Genomic DNA, 17,424 nt, shown 5'->3' on the forward strand with positions numbered 1-17,424 from the left:
GTCAATCGTCCAGCATCGCCTTGAGCCGACGGAACACCCCTGGGTCCTGGCGCAGCCCGTCGTGCTCGTACTCGTTGGTGATCCAGTAGCGTAGCCGCGGGATCGCCTCGGCGGTGGCCAGCGACAGCTCGGCGTCCACGTACATGTCATCGAAGTAGATCAGCGCCGCCACCGGCACCCGGTTGGCGGCGAGCTGTCTGGCGTCGTAGAAGGGGCTGGCCAGAGGTCGCCGGGCCAGCTTGTGTACCGCCCCACGGAAGGGCTTGAGGGCACGAATCTCGTCGAACATCCAAGGGTAGATCATCTCGCCGGTCAGCCTGAGCGGGCGATGACGCTCGTCGAACTGCGGCCCCTGCTGGCGCTCGGCGGCCCAGTCGCACAGGCGCTCAGGGTTGGCGTAGATGTTCTCGTGGATGGCGCCGAACAGCGGATTCTCGTAGAAGCCGGTCAGCGTCATCACCTCCACCAGGAAGTGATGGTTGAGGGCGCTTCGCGTGTCGTCGGTGAAGGCCTCCTCGAGCAGCCAGTGGAGCTGCTCGGCGCCGTCACCCATGCCCAGCATCAGTCCCAGGCTCTGGAAGCGGCGCACGCTCAGTCGGTCGCCGTCGGGCAGGCGGACATCGTGGTCCAGCAGATGGTCGGCGATGGCGTCGATCCGCTCGCGATCATCGGGAAAGCGCGCCAGATACGCCTCAAGCTTGCGCTCCACCCGACGGTGCGTGCGCCGATAGACCTCGTCGGGGTCGGCGTCGAGCGCCGGCAAGCCGCCGGTGATATAGCAGCGGCTCAGTCCCTGAGGCGCGTAGGACAGGTAGGTCAGGGTCAGAAAGCCGCCGTAGCTCTGGCCCAGCGTGGTCCAGGTGGCGCCCTGATAGCGGGTCTTGCGCAGGTGCTCGAAGTCCGCGACCACCGCGTGGGCGTCGAAGCAGGCCAGGTAGTCACCGCCTGCCTCGTCACTGTCGAAGGCGGCCATGGTGGCCTCGGTGATGCGCGAACTGCGTCCGGTGCCACGCTGGTCGGGCAGGATCACCCGATAGTGCTTGAGCGCCTCGTGCAGCCATCCCGGTCCATTGGCGGTGGGGCGTGGCGACTTGCCGCCGGGGCCACCCTGCAGGAACAGCAACAGCGGTAGCTCCTCGTCGACACGGTCTGACGCGCAGACCTCGCGGTAGAACAGGCTCAGGGTCTCGCCGCTGTCCGGGTGGGACCAGTCCAGCGGCACCTCGAGGCGATGGTCGCTGATGGAAAGGCCCGGGATGGCGTGGTCGGAAGGCATGCCTACATCCTGTGTCGAGAGAGTGTCGAGAGAGCGTCGAAAGAGTATCCGGGCGGCCATGGCCGCCCGGTGCCGAAAGAGACAAGGTCGGCCAGCTTCTTGTTGCCAGCGCTGGCCGACCCTGGCGGTAGCTCAGTCTGCGCCGCGCATGGCCCGGCGAATGAACGGCAGGCAGGCCGCCAGCAGCAGGGCGCTGACGCCACCGATGGCCGCCATGGCAATAAAGTAGCCGACTTCGGTGTCCTCGGTATAGAAGGCGCCGAGCTTGCCGCCGGCGGCGAAGCCGAGCGCCAGCGAGAGAAAGAACAGTGCCATCATCTGGGTCTGGAAGGCCCGCGGTGCGAGCTTGGTGGTCACCGACAGCCCGATCGGCGACAGGCACAGCTCCGAGGCGGTGAAGCCCAGCAGCAACAGTACCAGCATGGCCAGCGGCATGTTCGACCCTTCGCTGCCGAGAAACGGCAGGTAGCCGAGGAAGGTGGCGCCGATGATCGCCATGGCGATCACGAACTTGCCGGCCGACGACGGCTGGCGCTTGCCCAGCGTCGTCCACAACCAGGCGAACACCCCCGAGAACAGGATGATGGTCAGCGCCTGCACCGATACCAGCCAACCCACCGGAATCTCCCAGCCGAACAGGCTGCGATCCACGCGCTGATCGAAGAAGGCGGTGATCACGGTGTAGGACTGGCTGTACAGCGCCCAGTAGGCGGCGCTGGTCAGAAACAGCGGAATGAACGCCAGCACCCGGCTGCGTTCCTCGGGGCTTACGTGGGTGGAGCGCAGGATCACCGCAAAGTAGCAGAGCGCCGCTACAGCGATGATGCCAAGCATCACCCCGGACAGATTGTCGGCACGAATCCAGCCCGCCAGGGCCGCGCCGACCACGAGGGCGAGCACCACCAGGGCGATGCCTAGATAGCGCTTGAGGGTCGCCGGCGCGATGGGGTCCGGTGCGGCCTTCTGATCATCGGGCAGCCCCTTGCGTCCCGCCGTGTACTGGGCCAGACCGATCGCCATGCCCACGGCGGCGATGCCGAAGCCATAGTGGAAGCCGGCGTTCTGCTGCAGCAGACCGGTCAGCAGCGGGCCGACGAAGCCGCCGATATTGATACCTAGATAGAAGATCGAGAAGCCGGCGTCGCGCCGGGGGCTGCCGGGCTCGTACAGGGACCCCACCAGCGCCGAGCAGGTGGCCTTGACCCCGCCGCTGCCCAGCGCCACCAGAATCAGGCCGGCGGTGACGCCGTAGACACCGGGCAGGATGGCCAGGGCGATATGCCCGAGCATGACCACGATGCCCGAATAGAACAGGGTGCGTTCGGCGCCGAACACCCGGTCGGCGAACCAGCCGCCGAGGATGGTGGCCAGATAGACCGAACTGCCGTAGGCACCGACGATACCGATGGCCACCGACTGGTCGATCGCCAGGCCCCCACGGCTGGCCTCGTAGTACAGGTAGATCAACAGGATCGCCTGCATGCCATAGAACGAAAAGCGCTCCCACACCTCCATGCCGAACAGGGTGGCGAGAGGCCAGGGATGGCCGAAGAAGCGGCGTTTGCCGCTGTCGCCGTGTTGGCGGGCGGCGGCCTCGGTGGTTTTCATCGGGAGCTCCTGCTTTGACGAGAAAATCGGAACGAAAAATACATTTTCCGCCCATGAAAACCCTAAAACGTTGCGAATTACAGGGCAAAACCCATGTCCGCGATCGGAAAGGCCACGACGAAAAACGACAAGCGGGAGCGAGGACGTTGGCTCACAGCAAAACGAGCAGAGCTGCTGCTGCACAGTGATGCTCTGGAGACAGCCCGTCGTGGGGGAGAAGGCCTGCCTGGCTGGGCGGCACGGGCCCCGCCCCTTTCGACGCATAGCCCGCCCCTTTCGGCGCATAGGTAGGGCACGTTTAGCGTGCTACTATCCGCGCGAATGTGCAGGGATAACGTCAGAAGGCGACATGATAAGAACGTTTTTCAAGAAAAAGGTGGCCGAAACGCCACTGGGGAGCATCACCGTCCAGGACCGGACCATCACCGATCTGACGCCTCTGGGCAGCAAGCATTCTCCCGGCATGACCAAGGCCGGCAGGCTGTCGTTTGCCGGCTGGATGAACGGTCGCAAGGTCAAGGTCTATAGCGCCTTCTCGCCGCGTCAGATCGCGTTGAGTCACGCCATTCGCGAACTGCCGGCGTCGGGGCTCAGCTTCCCGGCGATACTCGCCCACGACGACGAGCTGGTCGTCGAAGAGTGGATCCAGGGGCCATCTCTCAAGCAGATCGAACGCTCCAGGGCAGACAAGGCGCCTATCGCTTCGGCGGCGGAGGCGGTGAGTCGTTTTCTCGAGATGGCGCAGTCGGACGAGCGCTATCGCGCCCTGGCCGACGAGCACGCCGGGGCCTTCTGTTACATCGACGACTACCTGCTCAGACGGGTGGACGGCTGGAAGCACCTGGATGCGATCGGTGGCTTTCTGGCCCGCTGGCAGCGTGAGGACGAGCGCCACCGCGCAGCGGTGGGCGACAGGCTCAGCCACCCTGACCTGTCGCTGGCCAATCTCGTGATGGAAGAAGGCAGCGGCCGCTTTGTGGTGATCGACAACGAACTGGTCGGGGTCGGTCCGGGCTGGGTCATCGACTGGCACAATTCCTTCCTCAAGCGGCGCAGCATGGCCGATGCCCCCGTCGTGCCCGAGGCCATCCGCCCCTTCATCGACCTGACCTGGCGCCTGCGTCTGCTTGGATCCGCGCTGTCCACCGGCAAGCTTCATCGCGCCATCGAGCAACTGGACGCCGAGACCGCGCCGAGCTGGTAATGCCCACAACAAGGCGCTGCAGGCCCCCACCGGCAGCGCCTTCCCGCCTCTCGATTGCTTTCCTTCCCGTCGAGTCCCTGGCCGGGGTTCGACTACCTGTTCAGCAGGCCCCAACCCCATACCCCACCATTGGCTAGTTGCCATTTGCGCTGCGAGTACGGTTGTGCTTTATTGTTCACATCGCACGCAGAATTGCGTGCAATCCTGACAAGGCCGACAGACGGTCGATAACAACACCAACAATCAGGGTCGTCGCATGCTTGGCGACCTCAGGAGAAACGGGATGCTCCCGCAGCGTGATCTGGTCGGCTACGCCGATACTCCCCCCACCGGGGCCTGGCCCAATGGCGCCCGCCTGGCGGTCAATATCGTGGTCAACTACGAGGAGGGCTCTGAAAGGTCCTTCGCCATGGGCGACGACGACCAGGAGTCGATGACCGAGTGGGGGAGTTACGTAACTCCCGCCGGCACCCGTAATCTGGCGATGGAGTCGATGTACGAGTACGGCTCGCGGGTCGGCATCTGGCGCATCCTCGACATCCTGCGCGAGGCCGACGTGCGTTCGACCTTCTTTGCCTGCGCGGTGGCGCTGGAGCAGAACCCCCGCGTTGCCCGTGTCGCCAGCGCCGATGGCCACGAATTCTGCAGCCACGGCTATCGCTGGGAGGAGGTCTTTCGCCTCAGCGAAGACGAGGAACGCGAGCATATCCGCCTGGCCATCGAGTCGATCACCGCCACCACAGGCAAGCGCCCGGTGGGCTGGTACTGCCGCTACGGACCCAGCGTGCGCACCCGGCGCCTTTTGATAGAAGAGGGTGGCTTCCTCTACGACTCCGACGCCTACAACGACGATGTACCCTACTTCACCGAAGTGGCGGGCAGTCGTCAGCTGGTGGTGCCCTACACCACCGACATGAATGACTTCCGCTTCTGGCTTTCTCCTGGGCTTACCTCGGGACGCGAGTTTCTCGACAACCTCAAGGAAGGCTTCGACGTGCTGTTCGAGGAATCGGCCCGTGGCCCCAGGATGATGTCCGTCGGCCTGCATCCGCGCATGGTCGGGCGCCCCGGCAAGATTCGTGCGCTCAAGGACTTTATTGCCTATGCCCAGGCCCACGAGGGCGTATGGTTCGCCACCCGTGAAGAGATCGCCCGGGCCTGGCTTGCCCGGGAAGGTGAAGCGACCGGCGTCGTCTGACGTCGCCGGTGAACCCCCGTGTTTTCTGCTGTACCCGCAACAACGACAATAACCAGAGGAAATATTCCATGAGCCTTTCCTACAAGACCTTCTCCAAGACATTCTCCAAGCGTTCCCTGGTGCTGGCCACCGCGCTTTCCGCCGGCCTGGCAGCAGGCGGCGTGATGGCCGAGACCCTCAAGGTCGGTGCCAACATCGGCAACCTGCCCTGGGAGTTCCAGGACGACAGCGGTGACTACGTCGGCTTCGAGATCGACCTGGTCAACGAGGTCGGCAGCCGCCTGGGCTACGACGAGGTCGAGATCAGCAACATTCCGTTCAATGGCCTGTTCTCGGCGGTACAGTCCGGGCGCATCGACGTGGCGGTGTCCTCCATCACCATCACCGACGAGCGTCTGGAGTCGGTGTCCTTCGCCCAGCCCTACTACGACAGCGACCAGTCCCTGGCGACCCACACCAGCAAGGGCATCAGCGGGCTCGAGGACCTGGACGGCAAGGTGGTCGGCGTCGATACCGGCTCCACCGGCGACATCTGGACCAGCGAGAACCAGGAGCAGTACGGCATCAAGGAAATCCGTCGTTATGAAGGCCTGCAGCCGGCCATGCTGGACCTGTCCAGCGGCCGCCTGGACGCCTACATCTCCGACATTCCGGCGGTGCAGTACTACGTGCGTGACAAGCCCAGCCTCGAGGTGGTCAGCCGCATCCCCAGCGGTGAGCAGTACTCGATGATGTTTGCCAAGGACGCCGAGCTTGCCACCAAGGCCAGCGAAGTGATCAGCGAACTCAAGCAGGAAGGCTTTATCGCCGAGCTGCACGAGACCTGGTTCGGCGCCGCTCCGGATGCCGGCACCAGCACCGTCGAAGTGCGCGATATGCCTTCCGCCCAGTAAACCTGGCCCAGCAAGTCCCGTGGCCGCGGCGGTGACCGCCGCGGCCAGCGTATTACCCTCGATCGTGGAGACGATCCATGGACCTGGTCCAGACATTCTTCAACTGGGAGGTGCTGGTGCGCACCTTCCCGATGCTCCTGCAGGGGCTCGGCATGACCCTGATGCTGGGCTTTCTGAGCATCCTGCTGGGGCTGATCGGCGGGCTGGGGCTGGCGCTGTTGCGCCTCTACGGCCCCAAGCCGCTGCGTTTTCTCACCATCGCCTACATCGACGTCTTTCGCTCACTGCCGGTGCTGGTGTGGCTGGTCATCGTCTACTACGCGCTGCCGTTCGTCGGCATCACCCTGTCACCGTTCGCCGCGGCCTGTACCGCCCTGACCATGATCTCCAGCGCCTACGCCGCCGAGATCTACCGCGCCGGTATCGAGGCGGTGCCACGGGGCCAGTTCGAGGCCGCCCAGTCGATCGGCCTTAGCCAGTATCGGATGATGTGCGACGTGGTCCTGCCCCAGGCGATCCGGCTGATCATTCCGCCGCTGACCAGCAACTGCATCAACGTGATGAAGGACACCGCCCTGGCCTCGGTGGTGGCCATGCCCGACCTGCTCAAGCAGGCCACCCAGGCCCAGGCGCTGGCGGCCAACCCGACACCGCTGATCGGCGCGGCGCTACTCTACCTGGCGGTGCTGCTGCCACTGGTGCGCCTGGTCGGTCTGCTCGAGAAACGCTTCGCCCAGGGCCGGGCCTGACAGGAGAACTGCCATGATCAATGAAACCCGGATAACCCAGGGCACTACCCAGGGCACTACCCTTCCCCCGCTCGAGGCTGGTCTGCCCGAGGCGCCCAGAGCGATCATCTCGCTCGAAGGGGTCAACAAGTACTACGGCGACTTCCACGCCCTCAAGAACATCGACCTCAAGGTACGCGAAGGCGAGGTGGTGGCGATCCTCGGCCCGTCGGGCTCCGGCAAGTCGACGCTGATCCGCTGCATCAATCATCTGGAGGCCTATAGCGCCGGCGACATCTATGTCGACAGCGTGCGGGTCCAGCCCGGCCCCGAGCTGATCGAGGTGCGCAAGGACGTCGGCATGGTGTTCCAGAGCTTCAACCTGTTTCCCAACATGACGGTGCTGGAGAACGTGACCCTGGGGCCGATCCGGGTGCGCGGCATGAGCCCGGGGGATGCCCAGGCGCGGGCCAAGGAGTTGCTGGAAAAGGTCGGCATCGCCGAGCAGATGTACAAGTATCCAAGCGCCCTGTCCGGCGGTCAGCAGCAGCGGGTCGGCATCGCCCGGGCGCTGGCCAATGAACCGCGCGTGTTGCTGTTCGATGAGCCCACATCGGCGCTGGACCCGGAGATGGTCGGCGAGGTGCTCGACGTCATCAAGACCCTGGCCGGCACCGGCGTGACCATGCTGCTGGTGACCCACGAGATGGGCTTCGCCCGCCATGTCGCCGACCGGGTGATCTTCATGGAGGCCGGCCAGATCGTCGAGGAAGGCGCTCCCGAACAGATCTTCTCGGCACCGCAGGAAGACCGAACTCGCGCCTTTTTCCAGTCGGTGCTGGCTCACTGAGTCGTGGCGCCTGTTCGACGGCTGGCCGGCGCTTGTTTCGCCCCAGCCTTGTCTCTCGACGTCCATGTATCGCCTCTCGACCCCTATTCAAGGACTTCCCATGTCACTCGATTCATCCTCAGACGCTCGCCTTGATCTGACACACGTCAGAGCCCAGTTTCCCTCGCTTGAAAGCGACTGGGTGTTCATGGACAACGCCGGCGGCGCCCAGGTGCCGAAGATGGTGGTGGAACGCATCAGCGACTATCTGCTGGGCGACAACGTGCAGCTCGGCGCGAGCTACGCCCCCAGCCAGAATTCCAAGGCCAAGGTCGATGCCGGTCGCCAGGCGGTGGCGACGCTGGTCAATGCCCGCCACGTGGAAGAGCTGGTGTTTGGCCCCAGTTCGACCATCCAGTTCCGCCTGCTGGCCGACGCCATGGCCAGCCAGTTCGCCCCGGGTGACGAGATCATCGTCACCAACACCGACCACGAGAGCCACGTCGGCCCCTGGATGCGCCTCGAGCAGCGCGGCGTCAAGCTGCGCTTCTGGAACTGCAATCCCGAGACCCTGGAACTCGAGCTGGACACCCTGGCGGAACTGCTCAACGAGCGCACCCGCCTGGTCTGCGTGACCCACGTCTCTAACCTGCTCGGCACCATCAATCCGATCAAGCGGATCGCCGCCATGGCCCACGACGCCGGTGCTCGCATCTGTGTCGATGGGGTGGCCTTCGCCCCCCACCGGGCCATCGACGTCCAGGACTGGGATGTCGACTACTACGGCTTCAGTCTGTACAAGGTATTCGGTCCCCACCACGCGGTGCTCTATGTGAAAAAGGAGTGCCTGCTGGAGCTGGATAATATCTACCATCACTTCTTCACGCGTGAGCAGATTCCAGGAAAGATGGAGCCTGGAAATCCCAACTACGAGCTGACCTACGCCGCCACCGGTATCCTGGATTATCTGACCTCACTGACGGGCGATAATGGTGAAGGTGATAAGCGGAAAAAGCTGGAAACAGCCTTCGATACCATCGCCAAGCATGAAGCGATATTGAGCAAGAAACTGCTCGATTATCTCGCTGGAAAAGAAGGCGTTCGCATCATCGGAAGGCGGGATTCCGATATCGAACATCGCGTCGCGACCATCAGCTTTACCGTGGAAGGGCATCAGTCTGACGAGATCGTGCGCAAGATCGACGAGGCCAAGGTAGGAATCCGCTACGGCGACTTCTACGCCCGTCGCCTGACCGAGGACCTCGGTCTGATGGACATCCAGGGCGTGGTGCGGGTGTCCATGGTGCACTACAACACCGAGGCCGAGGTGGACCGACTGATCGAGGCGCTGGACGCCGCACTCTGATGGCGTGGGCCAGAAGCTGGCAATGACGTCGTGGAAATGCAGAAAAGGGGCTTCTGGCCCCTTTTCTGCTACGCATGTCCCAGGCTCAGGGCCGGCCCTGTCTCCTGCTTGCGTTGGTTTTTCGGCCTGGCCCGCCCTTTATCCCAGCGGATCGTCGATGTCGATATCGTAGATGTTGGCCTCGGCGCGGCGGCGCTCGGACAGGTCCAGGCTGTAGAAGATGTGGCGACAGTGCTCCATCATCGACGCGGCGGCGCCCTCGGCGTCGCGCTTTTCGATCAGATCGACCAGGGACTGGTGCTCGTGGGTCAGGCACAGCACGCCGGTGGAGCGTTCGTAGAGCGACTGGATGATGCAGAAGCGTCGAATGATCGGACGCACGATGGCGATCAGCTCGTCGTTGCCGGTCAGCTCCGCCAGCATCAGGTGAAAGTCGCCGGAGATACGATTGACGCTGGGCTGGTGCTCCTCGAACACCTGATGCTCCAGCGCCAGGTGGCGACGTAGCGTGGCGATACCTTCGGCGTCGATGCGCTCGCAGGCGATCCGCGCTACCGCGCCCTCGATATGCAGCCGCGTCTCGAAGATATCGTAGGCTTCCTTCACCGATGGCAGCGAGACGAAGGCTCCCCGGTGCATCTCGAAGCGTACCAGGCGTTCCGCCGTCAGTCGGTTCAGTGCGCGACGCACCCGGCTACGCGGCGTCTTGAAGGCGCTGGCGAGCTTGGCTTCGTTCAAACGCTCGCCGGGACGCAGACGCTTGTCGATCAGGGCGTCGACGATGCGGTCATAGACGAGCTCCTCGGCCAGGGCTTCCGGCTTGGATGGTGCAGCGGAGGTGGCGTCACTCGTCATGGCATTGTCTCGCCAGAAGGCTCGCCCATCATCAGGGGAAAATTACCGGGATGGTTGAGCATTGTGAAAGGTGAAATGGCGTCAATTTACGGCCATCGTGCAAGGGACAGATTATCACGATGTCGCTCGAACGGTAACGTTGGATCGACCAAAGTTCCGGCGCCCAGTGTGCTGCATTTTTGCCATCCGGTCAGCCAGGGCGTACTACTATGAGCAAGCTTCTCGATAACTCCGGACGAACCAGGAGGGATCGGGTAGCGTCCCTTGCCTCGTTCTGGCGCCCGGCTGGGGGTGAGGTTCGCTGTTCCGCTGCCATCAAGGAACGATCAGATGCACACATTGAAACCTTCCATCAAGGCGAGCGTGGCGGTATTTGACGACGCCCTGATGAGTCAGGTGCGCGCTCGCTTTCACCACGTCGACCGCTGCCCCTACACCGGCCCCCGGATATTCTTCGAGAACGCCGGCGGATCTCTGACGCTCAAGGCCGTGGTGGCACGCATGGCCGAAGTCGCCGCATTACCGGACAACGATCATCGCGACAATGACGCTTCCCGGGCCATTTCGTGCATGATCGATGACGGTCGCGACGCCATGGCCAGCCTGCTGGGGGTAGAGGACGGCATCGTGTTTGGCGGCGAGACCGGCACCGAGTGCCTGTTCCGGGTGATTCGCGCCGCCGCCAGTGCCGCGCCAGCGGGTGGCAACATCGTCGCCTGCGAGCTCGAGCACCCCGCCACCTTTGACGCCACCGCGCAGTGGGCGAGGCGCACCGGCAGGCAGCGGTTGACGGTGCCCTTCGATCCGCGTCAGGGGCGCGCCACCGCCGAGGACTATGCCCGCGTCGTGACGCCGGAGACCCGTGTGGCCACCGTTTTGCACACCAGCCCGGTGACCGGCATGACCCAGGGCGTGGCCGCCATCGCCGAGGCGATTCGCGCCATCGCACCGGATTGCTACATCATCGTCGACGGCATCCAGCATGCCCCCCATGGTGCGTTGGCGGTATCGCACTACGGCGTCGATGCCTACGCGGTGTCGCTGTACAAGGTGTTCTGCCCGTTCAACGACGGCTACGCCTGGGTCTCGCCGCGACTGGGTTGCGTCGATCACGACCGCCTGGCGGGCAAGCCGGATGACGCCTGGGAGCTGGGTAGCCGCGATCCTGCCGCTTGGGCCGGCGCCCACGAGATGGTCCGCTATCTCGAGTGGCTGGGAGGACACTTCACTGACAAGAGCGACCGCCGTCAGCGCCTGCTGGCCGCCGGCCAGGCCATGCATGACCAGGAGGCCGCGCTGATGCGTCGGCTGATCGACGGAGCCGATGGTGTCACCGGACTCAGGGACCTGCCCGGCGTTACCCTGATCGGCGAGGCGGATTCGCCCTGGCGGGAAGGCGCGGTTTCGTTCTGCGTGAAGGACCGAGACGCACTGGAGATCGTCGCCGAGCTCGGCAAGCGTGGCATTCGCGTCCACGCCCGCAAGGATGACGCCTACTCCGGCAATATCCTGCGCCCCCTGGGCCTGCCCTCGGTTACCCGGGTGTCATTGGCCCACTACAACACCCCATTCGAAGTGGACGCCTGTCTGGCGGCGCTGAAGGACGTCCTCGGAGCCTGAATATAGCGGCCCCCCGAATTGCCCATTCCGGGCGCCGCTGGTCATACCTGGCTTGCCAGGACACCGAGTTCAGGCGATGGCTTTGACGCGCACTCGCCGAAGACGCGTTTGGCGCAGCCCTGGCAGACGTCTGGATCCAGCGCCGGGGTAATGGAGGTGATGGCCGCCTCGGTGGTCTCGAAGAAGCGAGCCTCGCCGATTCTCTTCAGATCACCGCGACGGCACAGCTCATCCATCACCGAGCCCTTGAGCGAGCTGATCATCAGCTCGCCCCCCTGGTCCGTCAGGCGACGGACCTCCTGCAGCAGCATCTCCACGCCCGCCGTATCGATGAAGTTGATGCCCTTGCCGATGATCAGCGCACGGGAGCCCGGCTCTGCGGTGAAGGCGCGAAGACGACGTTGCACGTGGTCGGTGGCGCCGAAGAACAGCGAGCCGTCGATGCGCAGAATCTTGAGCTGTGGGCACTGCTCGAGCTGGTAGCGTCTGACGTTGCGAATGAGCCGCCGGGGATGATCCTGGCGCGGCGCCACTTCCATGACGGTAGGGCGCGAGGTGCGCTTTAGATAGAGCACCAGTGACAGCAGCACGCCGATATAGATGGCGAACTCCAGTGCGACGAGCAGGGTGGCGGAGACGGTGGCGACCAGCACCATCGCCTCGTGGCGACTGACGCGTACCAGATGGACGATGTGCGGGATGTCGATCAGGTTCCAGGCGATCAACAGGATGCCTCCAGCCATGGCGGGTAGCGGCAGATAAGCGGTGATCCCCGGGGCGAAGACCAGGATCAGCGACAGCAGCAGGGCGGCGAACACCGAGGCCAGCGGGGTGCGGGCGCCTGCGTCATAGTTGGCACCGGAGCGGGTGAAGGAGCCCGAACTGGCGTAGCAAGAGAAGAAGCCCCCCACGATATTGGACAGGCCCTGGCCGATGAATTCCTGATTGCCGTCGATCACCTGACGCGAGCGCAGGGCAATGGCGCGGGCGATGGATACCGCTTCGATCAGCCCCAGCAGGGCGATGGCGAAGGCGCCGGAGGTCAGCACGCGCAGGCTGTCCGGCGTCAGTTCGGGCAGCGTAACGGGTGGCAGGGTCCCGGGCAGGGTGCCGACCAGCGCCACACCGTGGGCGGCGCCATCCATCAACCAGCAGGCCAGGCTGCCGGCGGCCAGGCCCAGCAGCAGGTGAGGACTACGACGATGGAGGCGTCGTGCTACCAGCGAGGTGATCAGCGAGATCAGCCCGATGGCCAATGCGTAGAGGTTGATATCCGGCAGCGCCCGGAACAGCGCTGACAGCTCGGCCAGGAATCCCTGAGCGTCGATGGACACGCCAAGCAGGTGCTCCATCTGACTGGTGGCGATCAGGATGGCCGCACCAGAGGTGAAGCCGATGACCACCGTGTGAGAGATGAAACTCACCAGATTGCCGAGGCGCAAGAGCCCCATGGCCAGCTGGATCAGACCGACTAGGAGCGTGATGGTCAGCGCCGCTCCCAGGTATTGGTCGGGTGTCAGCGTGCCGAGGCCGCCGATCACGCTGGCCAGCACGATGGAGAGCGCCGCAGTGGGGCCTGAGATCATGTGCCAGGAACTGCCGAACAGCGCCGCCACCGTGGCCGCGACGATCGCCGTGTAGAGCCCGACCTCCGGTGGCAGCCCGGCGATGAAGGCATAGGCGACACCCTGAGGGAGTACCAGGATGGCGCCGGTCAGGCCCGCCATCATGTCCGCCGACAGGGTGCGGCGGTCGAGGCCACGTCCCCAGCGCAGGAAGGGCAGATAACGCTTGGGGGAAGACGCCATGGCGGAACCTCAGGTGGGCAGAAGTAGGGGGTCGGGCAAGCCTAGAGAAATGCGGGTATCCTGAAAAACAAAATTTTTTGCGCTTCACGAACAAAAAAACCGCATAGGTGAGCCGTGGATACCCAACTGCTGAAGACCTTTCTCGAGGTCAGCCGGCTGCGCAATTTCGGCAAGGCCGCAGAGAGCCTCTGTGTCTCGCCCTCGACGGTCAGCGCACGTATACGCCAACTCGAGGCGCAGCTGGGGTTGTCGCTGTTCAGCCGCGGCCATCACCACATCGGTTTGACCCCGGCCGGCGAGCGCATGGAGCGCCACGCCCGCTTTCTGCTCGACGCCTGGGAGCGAGCCTACGAGGACACCGCCCTGAGCGAGCGGCACCAGCGGCGGCTGGTGGTGGCGGGGGTCGCCAGCCTCTGGGATATCTTCCTGCAGGACTGGCTCGCCACCATCTATCGCGCCTACCCGACCCTGGGCGTTCGCGCCGAAGAGAGCACCCCGCTGCGGGTGGTCGAGAAGCTGGAGCGCAACATGGTCGACGTCGGCTTCCTCTACGACACCCCGCGCATCAGTGGCGTAGGGGTCGAGGAGGTGGCGACCATCCCGCTGGTGATGGTCTCAAGCCAGCCGGATAGACGCGCCGAGCAGGCAGTGGGCGAAGGCTACATCCGGGTCGAATGGGGCACGGCGTTTGCCAGCATCCACGAGAGCAGCTTTCCGCAGCGCCAACTGGCGCGCGGCAGAGTCAACAGCGGCCGCATCGCCCTCGGCCTGCTTCTTGAGTGTGGCGGCGCCGCCTACCTGCCCCAGGACATCGTCGCCCCCTGGTGTGACCGGCAGCGGCTGTTCGTGGTCAAGGATGCGCCCGTCATCGAGCTAAAGGCCTATGTGGCCTACCACTGGCACGGCGAGCACCGCGAATTGATCAGCGAGTTGATCGAGCATCTGGGGTGATCTGCTATGGAGTCTGTGTTGCTTGCGCAGGTCGCTGCGTCATTGTTCCTGAGCCTTGCTCAAGCAACTGATCGGTCGGGGGGGAGTGAAGGCGCTGTTCTATCTTGGCCTTCCGCAATCACTTGGCAGAGAAACTTTCGCTGGGAGTTAAGGAAGCCGAAGCGGATGGCGTTTGATAGTAGTATTTTGGATTAGAGAGATGGAAGTTCCTTTAGAGCTTGGTGCGGAAGAGAGGTGGTAGAGATGAAGGATGGTGAGGCGGGTCAACTTCCCCTTTTCGAGTTCAGTGAGGAAAATGTTAATGTTTCGAGATCTAGTACAGAGTCATCTGATGAAATGCATGATGAATTCGGGAAATATATCGTATATGTAGACGAAAGTGGCGATCATGGTCTTTCAAGTATTGATCCAAACTATCCAGTCTTTGTTCTAGCCTTTTGTGTTTTTCATAAGCGTCATTATAGTGAAGCAATTGTTCCTTCTTTGGAAAAGTTCAAGTTCAACTATTTTGGGCATGATCAAGTGGTTTTGCATGAGCATGAGATTCGAAAGGAAAAAGGAGCATTTATTTTTTTCAAAAATCGAGATCATAAGAACCAGTTCATGACGGGGCTGTCTGGCATCGTAGAAAAAAGCAATTTCATCCTTATTAGCTGTACTATAGATAAGCGGGAACTGAAGAAGCAGAATGGTAATAAATCAAACCCATATCATCTTGCTTTACGTTTCTGTATGGAAACTTTGTACGAATTTCTTCAGGAAAAAGGTGAGGAAAATAAAAAGACTCACGTAGTGGTTGAGTGTCGAGGGAAAAAAGAAGATAGAGAACTGGAGTTGGAATTTCGTCGGATCTGTGATGGAAGCAATCAGGCAGGGATTCAACTGCCATTTGACGTGGTGTTTTCCGACAAAAAGACCATGTCTTCAGGACTTCAGCTTGCGGACCTCGTCGCCCGTCCTATCGGTCTAAAAGTTATTAGAAAAGAACAGAGAAACAAAGCGTTTGATATACTGAAAAAGAAGTTCTATTGCGATGGTGGCCGGGAAGATGCGGGAGATGGATACGAGGGAAGGGGTATGAAGGTCTATCCGGAAACCTGAGTTCGTATCGCTAAGGCTTGTCTGAAAAGTGTATGCGCTTGCCGGCTTTTTTGATAAGCCTAAGCATGTACACTAAAAAGCGAAAAGCCCCGATGAAACCACCGAGGCTGTAGCGCCGACCGGGAACTCCCAATCCACTTGACTATCATGCTAGTAGATTCGCTAGCCAGGGTCAAGACGTCTTCTGTGCTGAGCGCTCGGCTGGCCTTGGCGGATACAGCGGCCCTCACTCAATATTCTGAATATGAAGATGTAATTTGATGTTTTTTTATTTATAAAACAGTGGGTTGGTTTTATTTTGTGCATAGTTTTTTGTTTGTTCCTACCCATCTTACTCCCCATCTGGTAGGAGAGAGACAGTCCTAGCTGAGAGCAAATGCAAACCTACCACAATCAGCTCAAGGTGACGCTCTCGCAGGGGGCTTCGTGCGTGCGATGAAATGTCCACCATCTCTGGGCTGGTATTGAGAGTAATGTCAGCAGCGTAGTGGTGAAAATGCCGCTACTGACCTTGGGGGCGTGCATGATGTCCTGTTCAAGGCTTCCCAGACACCGTTCGCTGCGGGGAACCTTCTTCTTGTTCTGTTGCTGAGCCTGAGCGACAGAAATCTGCTTCATCGGTTGGCTTTGGTCAGACAGTGGCAAGAAAGCCAGGTTTTACCCTGCGGTTGACTCTCCGTCAGCTGCGGAGGTGTTTACGCAGCGCTTCCCTAGCCCCACAGCTAATCACTCTGCGACGGAAATGGGGCTCCCTCGCTTTCTTCCGCCTGATGACGTCGTTGCTCCGGCGTCCATAGCGCCTTGAGATAGTTCACCACGGAGCGGATCTCGGCGGGGGTCAGGACATTCTCGAAGGCCGGCATGGTGAGTCTCTCGGTCTTGTTCCAGGGATCGCGCCATCCCTCGGCGACGATTCGGTAGAGCATCGCATCGGAGTGTTTCCAGGTATGCCCCTCCGGCCCGTGAGGGGGAGCGGGCAATTCGCCCTGGGCATTCTGGCGCTCCCAGTTCGGCTGGCCCTCGCCCTCGCTGCCGTGGCAGCTGGCACAGTACTGCTGGTAGATCCTTTCTCCCTCTTCCAGCCGAGAGGTATCGCGCGAAGAGGGGCCACCCCCCGCCATGGCCTGCCAGGCGGCACTCATCAGCAGCCACGTTGTGACGAGGATCCAGCGCTTACGCATCGGGGGGTGTCCAGGTTTGGCCCTGATCTTCGCTGCGCATGAGCTCCCCCTCGCGATCCAGGGCATAGAGCGTTCCCTGCGGCGCAAGCGTAAGCGTGACGAACGTCGGGCCATCACCCTTTACTTGCTGCCACTCCTGGCCGCCATTGTCGCTGCGCCACAGGCCTTGCTCCGTGGCCACATAGACGTGTTCGGGATCGTCGAGCTTGTAGGCCAGATCATAGACCCTGCCGGCATCGAGCTCCCCGGTCGGTCGCCAGCCGCAGAAGCAATCCATCGACAGGCGAACCGCATCGTCGGACACCGCATAGAGCCAGCCAGTCTGCATGCTCCCCTCCATATCGGAGTGGATGAGCCGGCGAACGGCCTGGGCAGGACCGCTATCCATCTTCTTCCAGGTCGTGCCGGCATCCTCACTCTGGTAGAGGCCGTCGTCGGCAATCACCACATAGAGTGTCTCGGGCTGATGGCGGTGCACGTCCAAGGCGGTAACGTCCTGGTTAGGCAAGCCATCGTTGAGTTCCTGCCAGGTTTCTCCATGATCGGTGCTGCGCTGCACCCCGATCGAGGGGCCGGCGATATAGAGGGCATGTTCGGCTGTTGCCGATACCGTTACCAACCGTCCCTCCGCTACTTCGTCGGGCAAGGGAATCATCGTCCAGGCCGCTCGGCCATCCGTGCTTTCGAAAAGCTGGTTGGCCTGGACCTTGAGCAGCCGTTCGCCTGTTTGGTCATAACTCAGCGACGGCAATGCCTCCTCGGCGGCCCCGGCCATACTGACGAAGCTCAGACTGGCCATGACCCAG

Annotated in this window: 15 protein-coding genes; 9 read left to right on the forward strand and 6 right to left on the reverse strand. The window is 62.3% G+C overall.

The window, feature by feature from the left end:
* Position 1 precedes the first annotated feature (1 nt).
* The gene (locus EBB56_RS13000; RefSeq protein WP_124804549.1) at positions 2 to 1,276 is read right to left on the reverse strand and encodes an alpha/beta fold hydrolase; all 1,275 of its coding nucleotides are present in this window, start codon (positions 1,274 to 1,276) and stop codon (positions 2 to 4) included.
* Between the two features lie 132 nt (positions 1,277 to 1,408).
* Positions 1,409 to 2,884, reverse strand: coding sequence for a peptide MFS transporter (locus EBB56_RS13005; RefSeq protein ID WP_045991666.1), 1,476 nt, complete (start codon positions 2,882 to 2,884; stop codon positions 1,409 to 1,411).
* Positions 2,885 to 3,233: 349 nt separating this feature from the next.
* On the opposite strand from EBB56_RS13005, the gene EBB56_RS13010 reads away from it, so the two are divergent.
* From EBB56_RS13010 to EBB56_RS13035, 6 genes are all read left to right on the forward strand, one after another.
* The gene (locus EBB56_RS13010; protein WP_124804550.1) at positions 3,234 to 4,088 is read left to right on the forward strand and encodes a hypothetical protein; all 855 of its coding nucleotides are present in this window, start codon (positions 3,234 to 3,236) and stop codon (positions 4,086 to 4,088) included.
* A 283-nt stretch (positions 4,089 to 4,371) separates the two neighbouring features.
* Positions 4,372 to 5,286, forward strand: coding sequence for an allantoinase PuuE (locus EBB56_RS13015; protein ID WP_045991667.1), 915 nt, complete (start codon positions 4,372 to 4,374; stop codon positions 5,284 to 5,286).
* Positions 5,287 to 5,354: 68 nt separating this feature from the next.
* Positions 5,355 to 6,179 carry a transporter substrate-binding domain-containing protein gene (locus EBB56_RS13020; protein WP_045991668.1) on the forward strand — a complete coding sequence of 275 codons (825 nt, stop codon included), beginning with the start codon at positions 5,355 to 5,357 and terminating at the stop codon, positions 6,177 to 6,179.
* Positions 6,180 to 6,256: 77 nt separating this feature from the next.
* A complete protein-coding gene (locus tag EBB56_RS13025) occupies positions 6,257 to 6,928 on the forward strand; it encodes an amino acid ABC transporter permease (RefSeq protein ID WP_045991669.1) in 672 nt (223 codons plus the stop codon).
* 82 nt (positions 6,929 to 7,010) lie between these two features.
* A complete protein-coding gene (locus tag EBB56_RS13030) occupies positions 7,011 to 7,757 on the forward strand; it encodes an amino acid ABC transporter ATP-binding protein (RefSeq protein ID WP_045991702.1) in 747 nt (248 codons plus the stop codon).
* 100 nt (positions 7,758 to 7,857) lie between these two features.
* Positions 7,858 to 9,102, forward strand: coding sequence for a cysteine desulfurase-like protein (locus tag EBB56_RS13035; RefSeq protein WP_045991670.1), 1,245 nt, complete (start codon positions 7,858 to 7,860; stop codon positions 9,100 to 9,102).
* A gap of 138 nt (positions 9,103 to 9,240) precedes the next feature.
* Here the strand turns inward: EBB56_RS13035 and EBB56_RS13040 are convergent, their stop codons facing one another.
* On the reverse strand, positions 9,241 to 9,957 hold the full coding sequence (locus EBB56_RS13040) for a GntR family transcriptional regulator (protein ID WP_052704264.1): 717 nt from the start codon (positions 9,955 to 9,957) through the stop codon (positions 9,241 to 9,243).
* A 330-nt stretch (positions 9,958 to 10,287) separates the two neighbouring features.
* On the opposite strand from EBB56_RS13040, the gene EBB56_RS13045 reads away from it, so the two are divergent.
* Positions 10,288 to 11,577, forward strand: coding sequence for an aminotransferase class V-fold PLP-dependent enzyme (locus tag EBB56_RS13045; protein WP_124804551.1), 1,290 nt, complete (start codon positions 10,288 to 10,290; stop codon positions 11,575 to 11,577).
* Between the two features lie 41 nt (positions 11,578 to 11,618).
* Here the strand turns inward: EBB56_RS13045 and EBB56_RS13050 are convergent, their stop codons facing one another.
* Positions 11,619 to 13,385: a SulP family inorganic anion transporter gene (locus tag EBB56_RS13050; RefSeq protein ID WP_124804552.1), complete on the reverse strand. Its 1,767-nt coding sequence runs from the start codon at positions 13,383 to 13,385 to the stop codon at positions 11,619 to 11,621.
* A gap of 114 nt (positions 13,386 to 13,499) precedes the next feature.
* Between EBB56_RS13050 and EBB56_RS13055 the strand changes: the two genes are divergently transcribed.
* The gene (locus EBB56_RS13055; protein WP_045991673.1) at positions 13,500 to 14,336 is read left to right on the forward strand and encodes a LysR family transcriptional regulator; all 837 of its coding nucleotides are present in this window, start codon (positions 13,500 to 13,502) and stop codon (positions 14,334 to 14,336) included.
* Between the two features lie 243 nt (positions 14,337 to 14,579).
* Positions 14,580 to 15,437 (forward strand): DUF3800 domain-containing protein, encoded by an 858-nt coding sequence (locus tag EBB56_RS13060; protein ID WP_185696435.1) that lies wholly within the window; start codon positions 14,580 to 14,582, stop codon positions 15,435 to 15,437.
* Positions 15,438 to 16,159: 722 nt separating this feature from the next.
* Here the strand turns inward: EBB56_RS13060 and EBB56_RS13065 are convergent.
* Both EBB56_RS13065 and EBB56_RS13070 read right to left on the reverse strand, forming a co-directional pair.
* Entirely contained in the window at positions 16,160 to 16,579 is a 420-nt protein-coding gene (locus EBB56_RS13065; RefSeq protein ID WP_124804553.1) for a cytochrome c, read from the reverse strand.
* A 31-nt stretch (positions 16,580 to 16,610) separates the two neighbouring features.
* Positions 16,611 to 17,417: a VPS10 domain-containing protein gene (locus tag EBB56_RS13070; RefSeq protein WP_249742928.1), complete on the reverse strand. Its 807-nt coding sequence runs from the start codon at positions 17,415 to 17,417 to the stop codon at positions 16,611 to 16,613.
* Positions 17,418 to 17,424 lie beyond the last annotated feature (7 nt).

This window comes from Halomonas sp. YLB-10 (assembly GCF_003856855.1).
In the GTDB taxonomy this organism is placed as follows: domain Bacteria; phylum Pseudomonadota; class Gammaproteobacteria; order Pseudomonadales; family Halomonadaceae; genus Halomonas; species Halomonas litopenaei.

What these genes read in the sequence shown, in the direction of transcription:
- EBB56_RS13005 (WP_045991666.1), bottom strand. Translation starts at nt 2,884, where the DNA reads ATGAAAACCACCGAGGCCGCCGCCCGCCAACACGGCGACAGCGGCAAA.
- EBB56_RS13045 (WP_124804551.1), top strand. Translation starts at nt 10,288, where the DNA reads ATGCACACATTGAAACCTTCCATCAAGGCGAGCGTGGCGGTATTTGAC.
- EBB56_RS13025 (WP_045991669.1), top strand. Translation starts at nt 6,257, where the DNA reads ATGGACCTGGTCCAGACATTCTTCAACTGGGAGGTGCTGGTGCGCACC.
- EBB56_RS13000 (WP_124804549.1), bottom strand. Translation starts at nt 1,276, where the DNA reads ATGCCTTCCGACCACGCCATCCCGGGCCTTTCCATCAGCGACCATCGC.
- EBB56_RS13010 (WP_124804550.1), top strand. Translation starts at nt 3,234, where the DNA reads ATGATAAGAACGTTTTTCAAGAAAAAGGTGGCCGAAACGCCACTGGGG.
- EBB56_RS13060 (WP_185696435.1), top strand. Translation starts at nt 14,580, where the DNA reads ATGAAGGATGGTGAGGCGGGTCAACTTCCCCTTTTCGAGTTCAGTGAG.
- EBB56_RS13065 (WP_124804553.1), bottom strand. Translation starts at nt 16,579, where the DNA reads ATGAGTGCCGCCTGGCAGGCCATGGCGGGGGGTGGCCCCTCTTCGCGC.
- EBB56_RS13050 (WP_124804552.1), bottom strand. Translation starts at nt 13,385, where the DNA reads ATGGCGTCTTCCCCCAAGCGTTATCTGCCCTTCCTGCGCTGGGGACGT.
- EBB56_RS13015 (WP_045991667.1), top strand. Translation starts at nt 4,372, where the DNA reads ATGCTCCCGCAGCGTGATCTGGTCGGCTACGCCGATACTCCCCCCACC.
- EBB56_RS13070 (WP_249742928.1), bottom strand. Translation starts at nt 17,417, where the DNA reads ATGGCCAGTCTGAGCTTCGTCAGTATGGCCGGGGCCGCCGAGGAGGCA.
- EBB56_RS13020 (WP_045991668.1), top strand. Translation starts at nt 5,355, where the DNA reads ATGAGCCTTTCCTACAAGACCTTCTCCAAGACATTCTCCAAGCGTTCC.
- EBB56_RS13040 (WP_052704264.1), bottom strand. Translation starts at nt 9,957, where the DNA reads ATGACGAGTGACGCCACCTCCGCTGCACCATCCAAGCCGGAAGCCCTG.
- EBB56_RS13035 (WP_045991670.1), top strand. Translation starts at nt 7,858, where the DNA reads ATGTCACTCGATTCATCCTCAGACGCTCGCCTTGATCTGACACACGTC.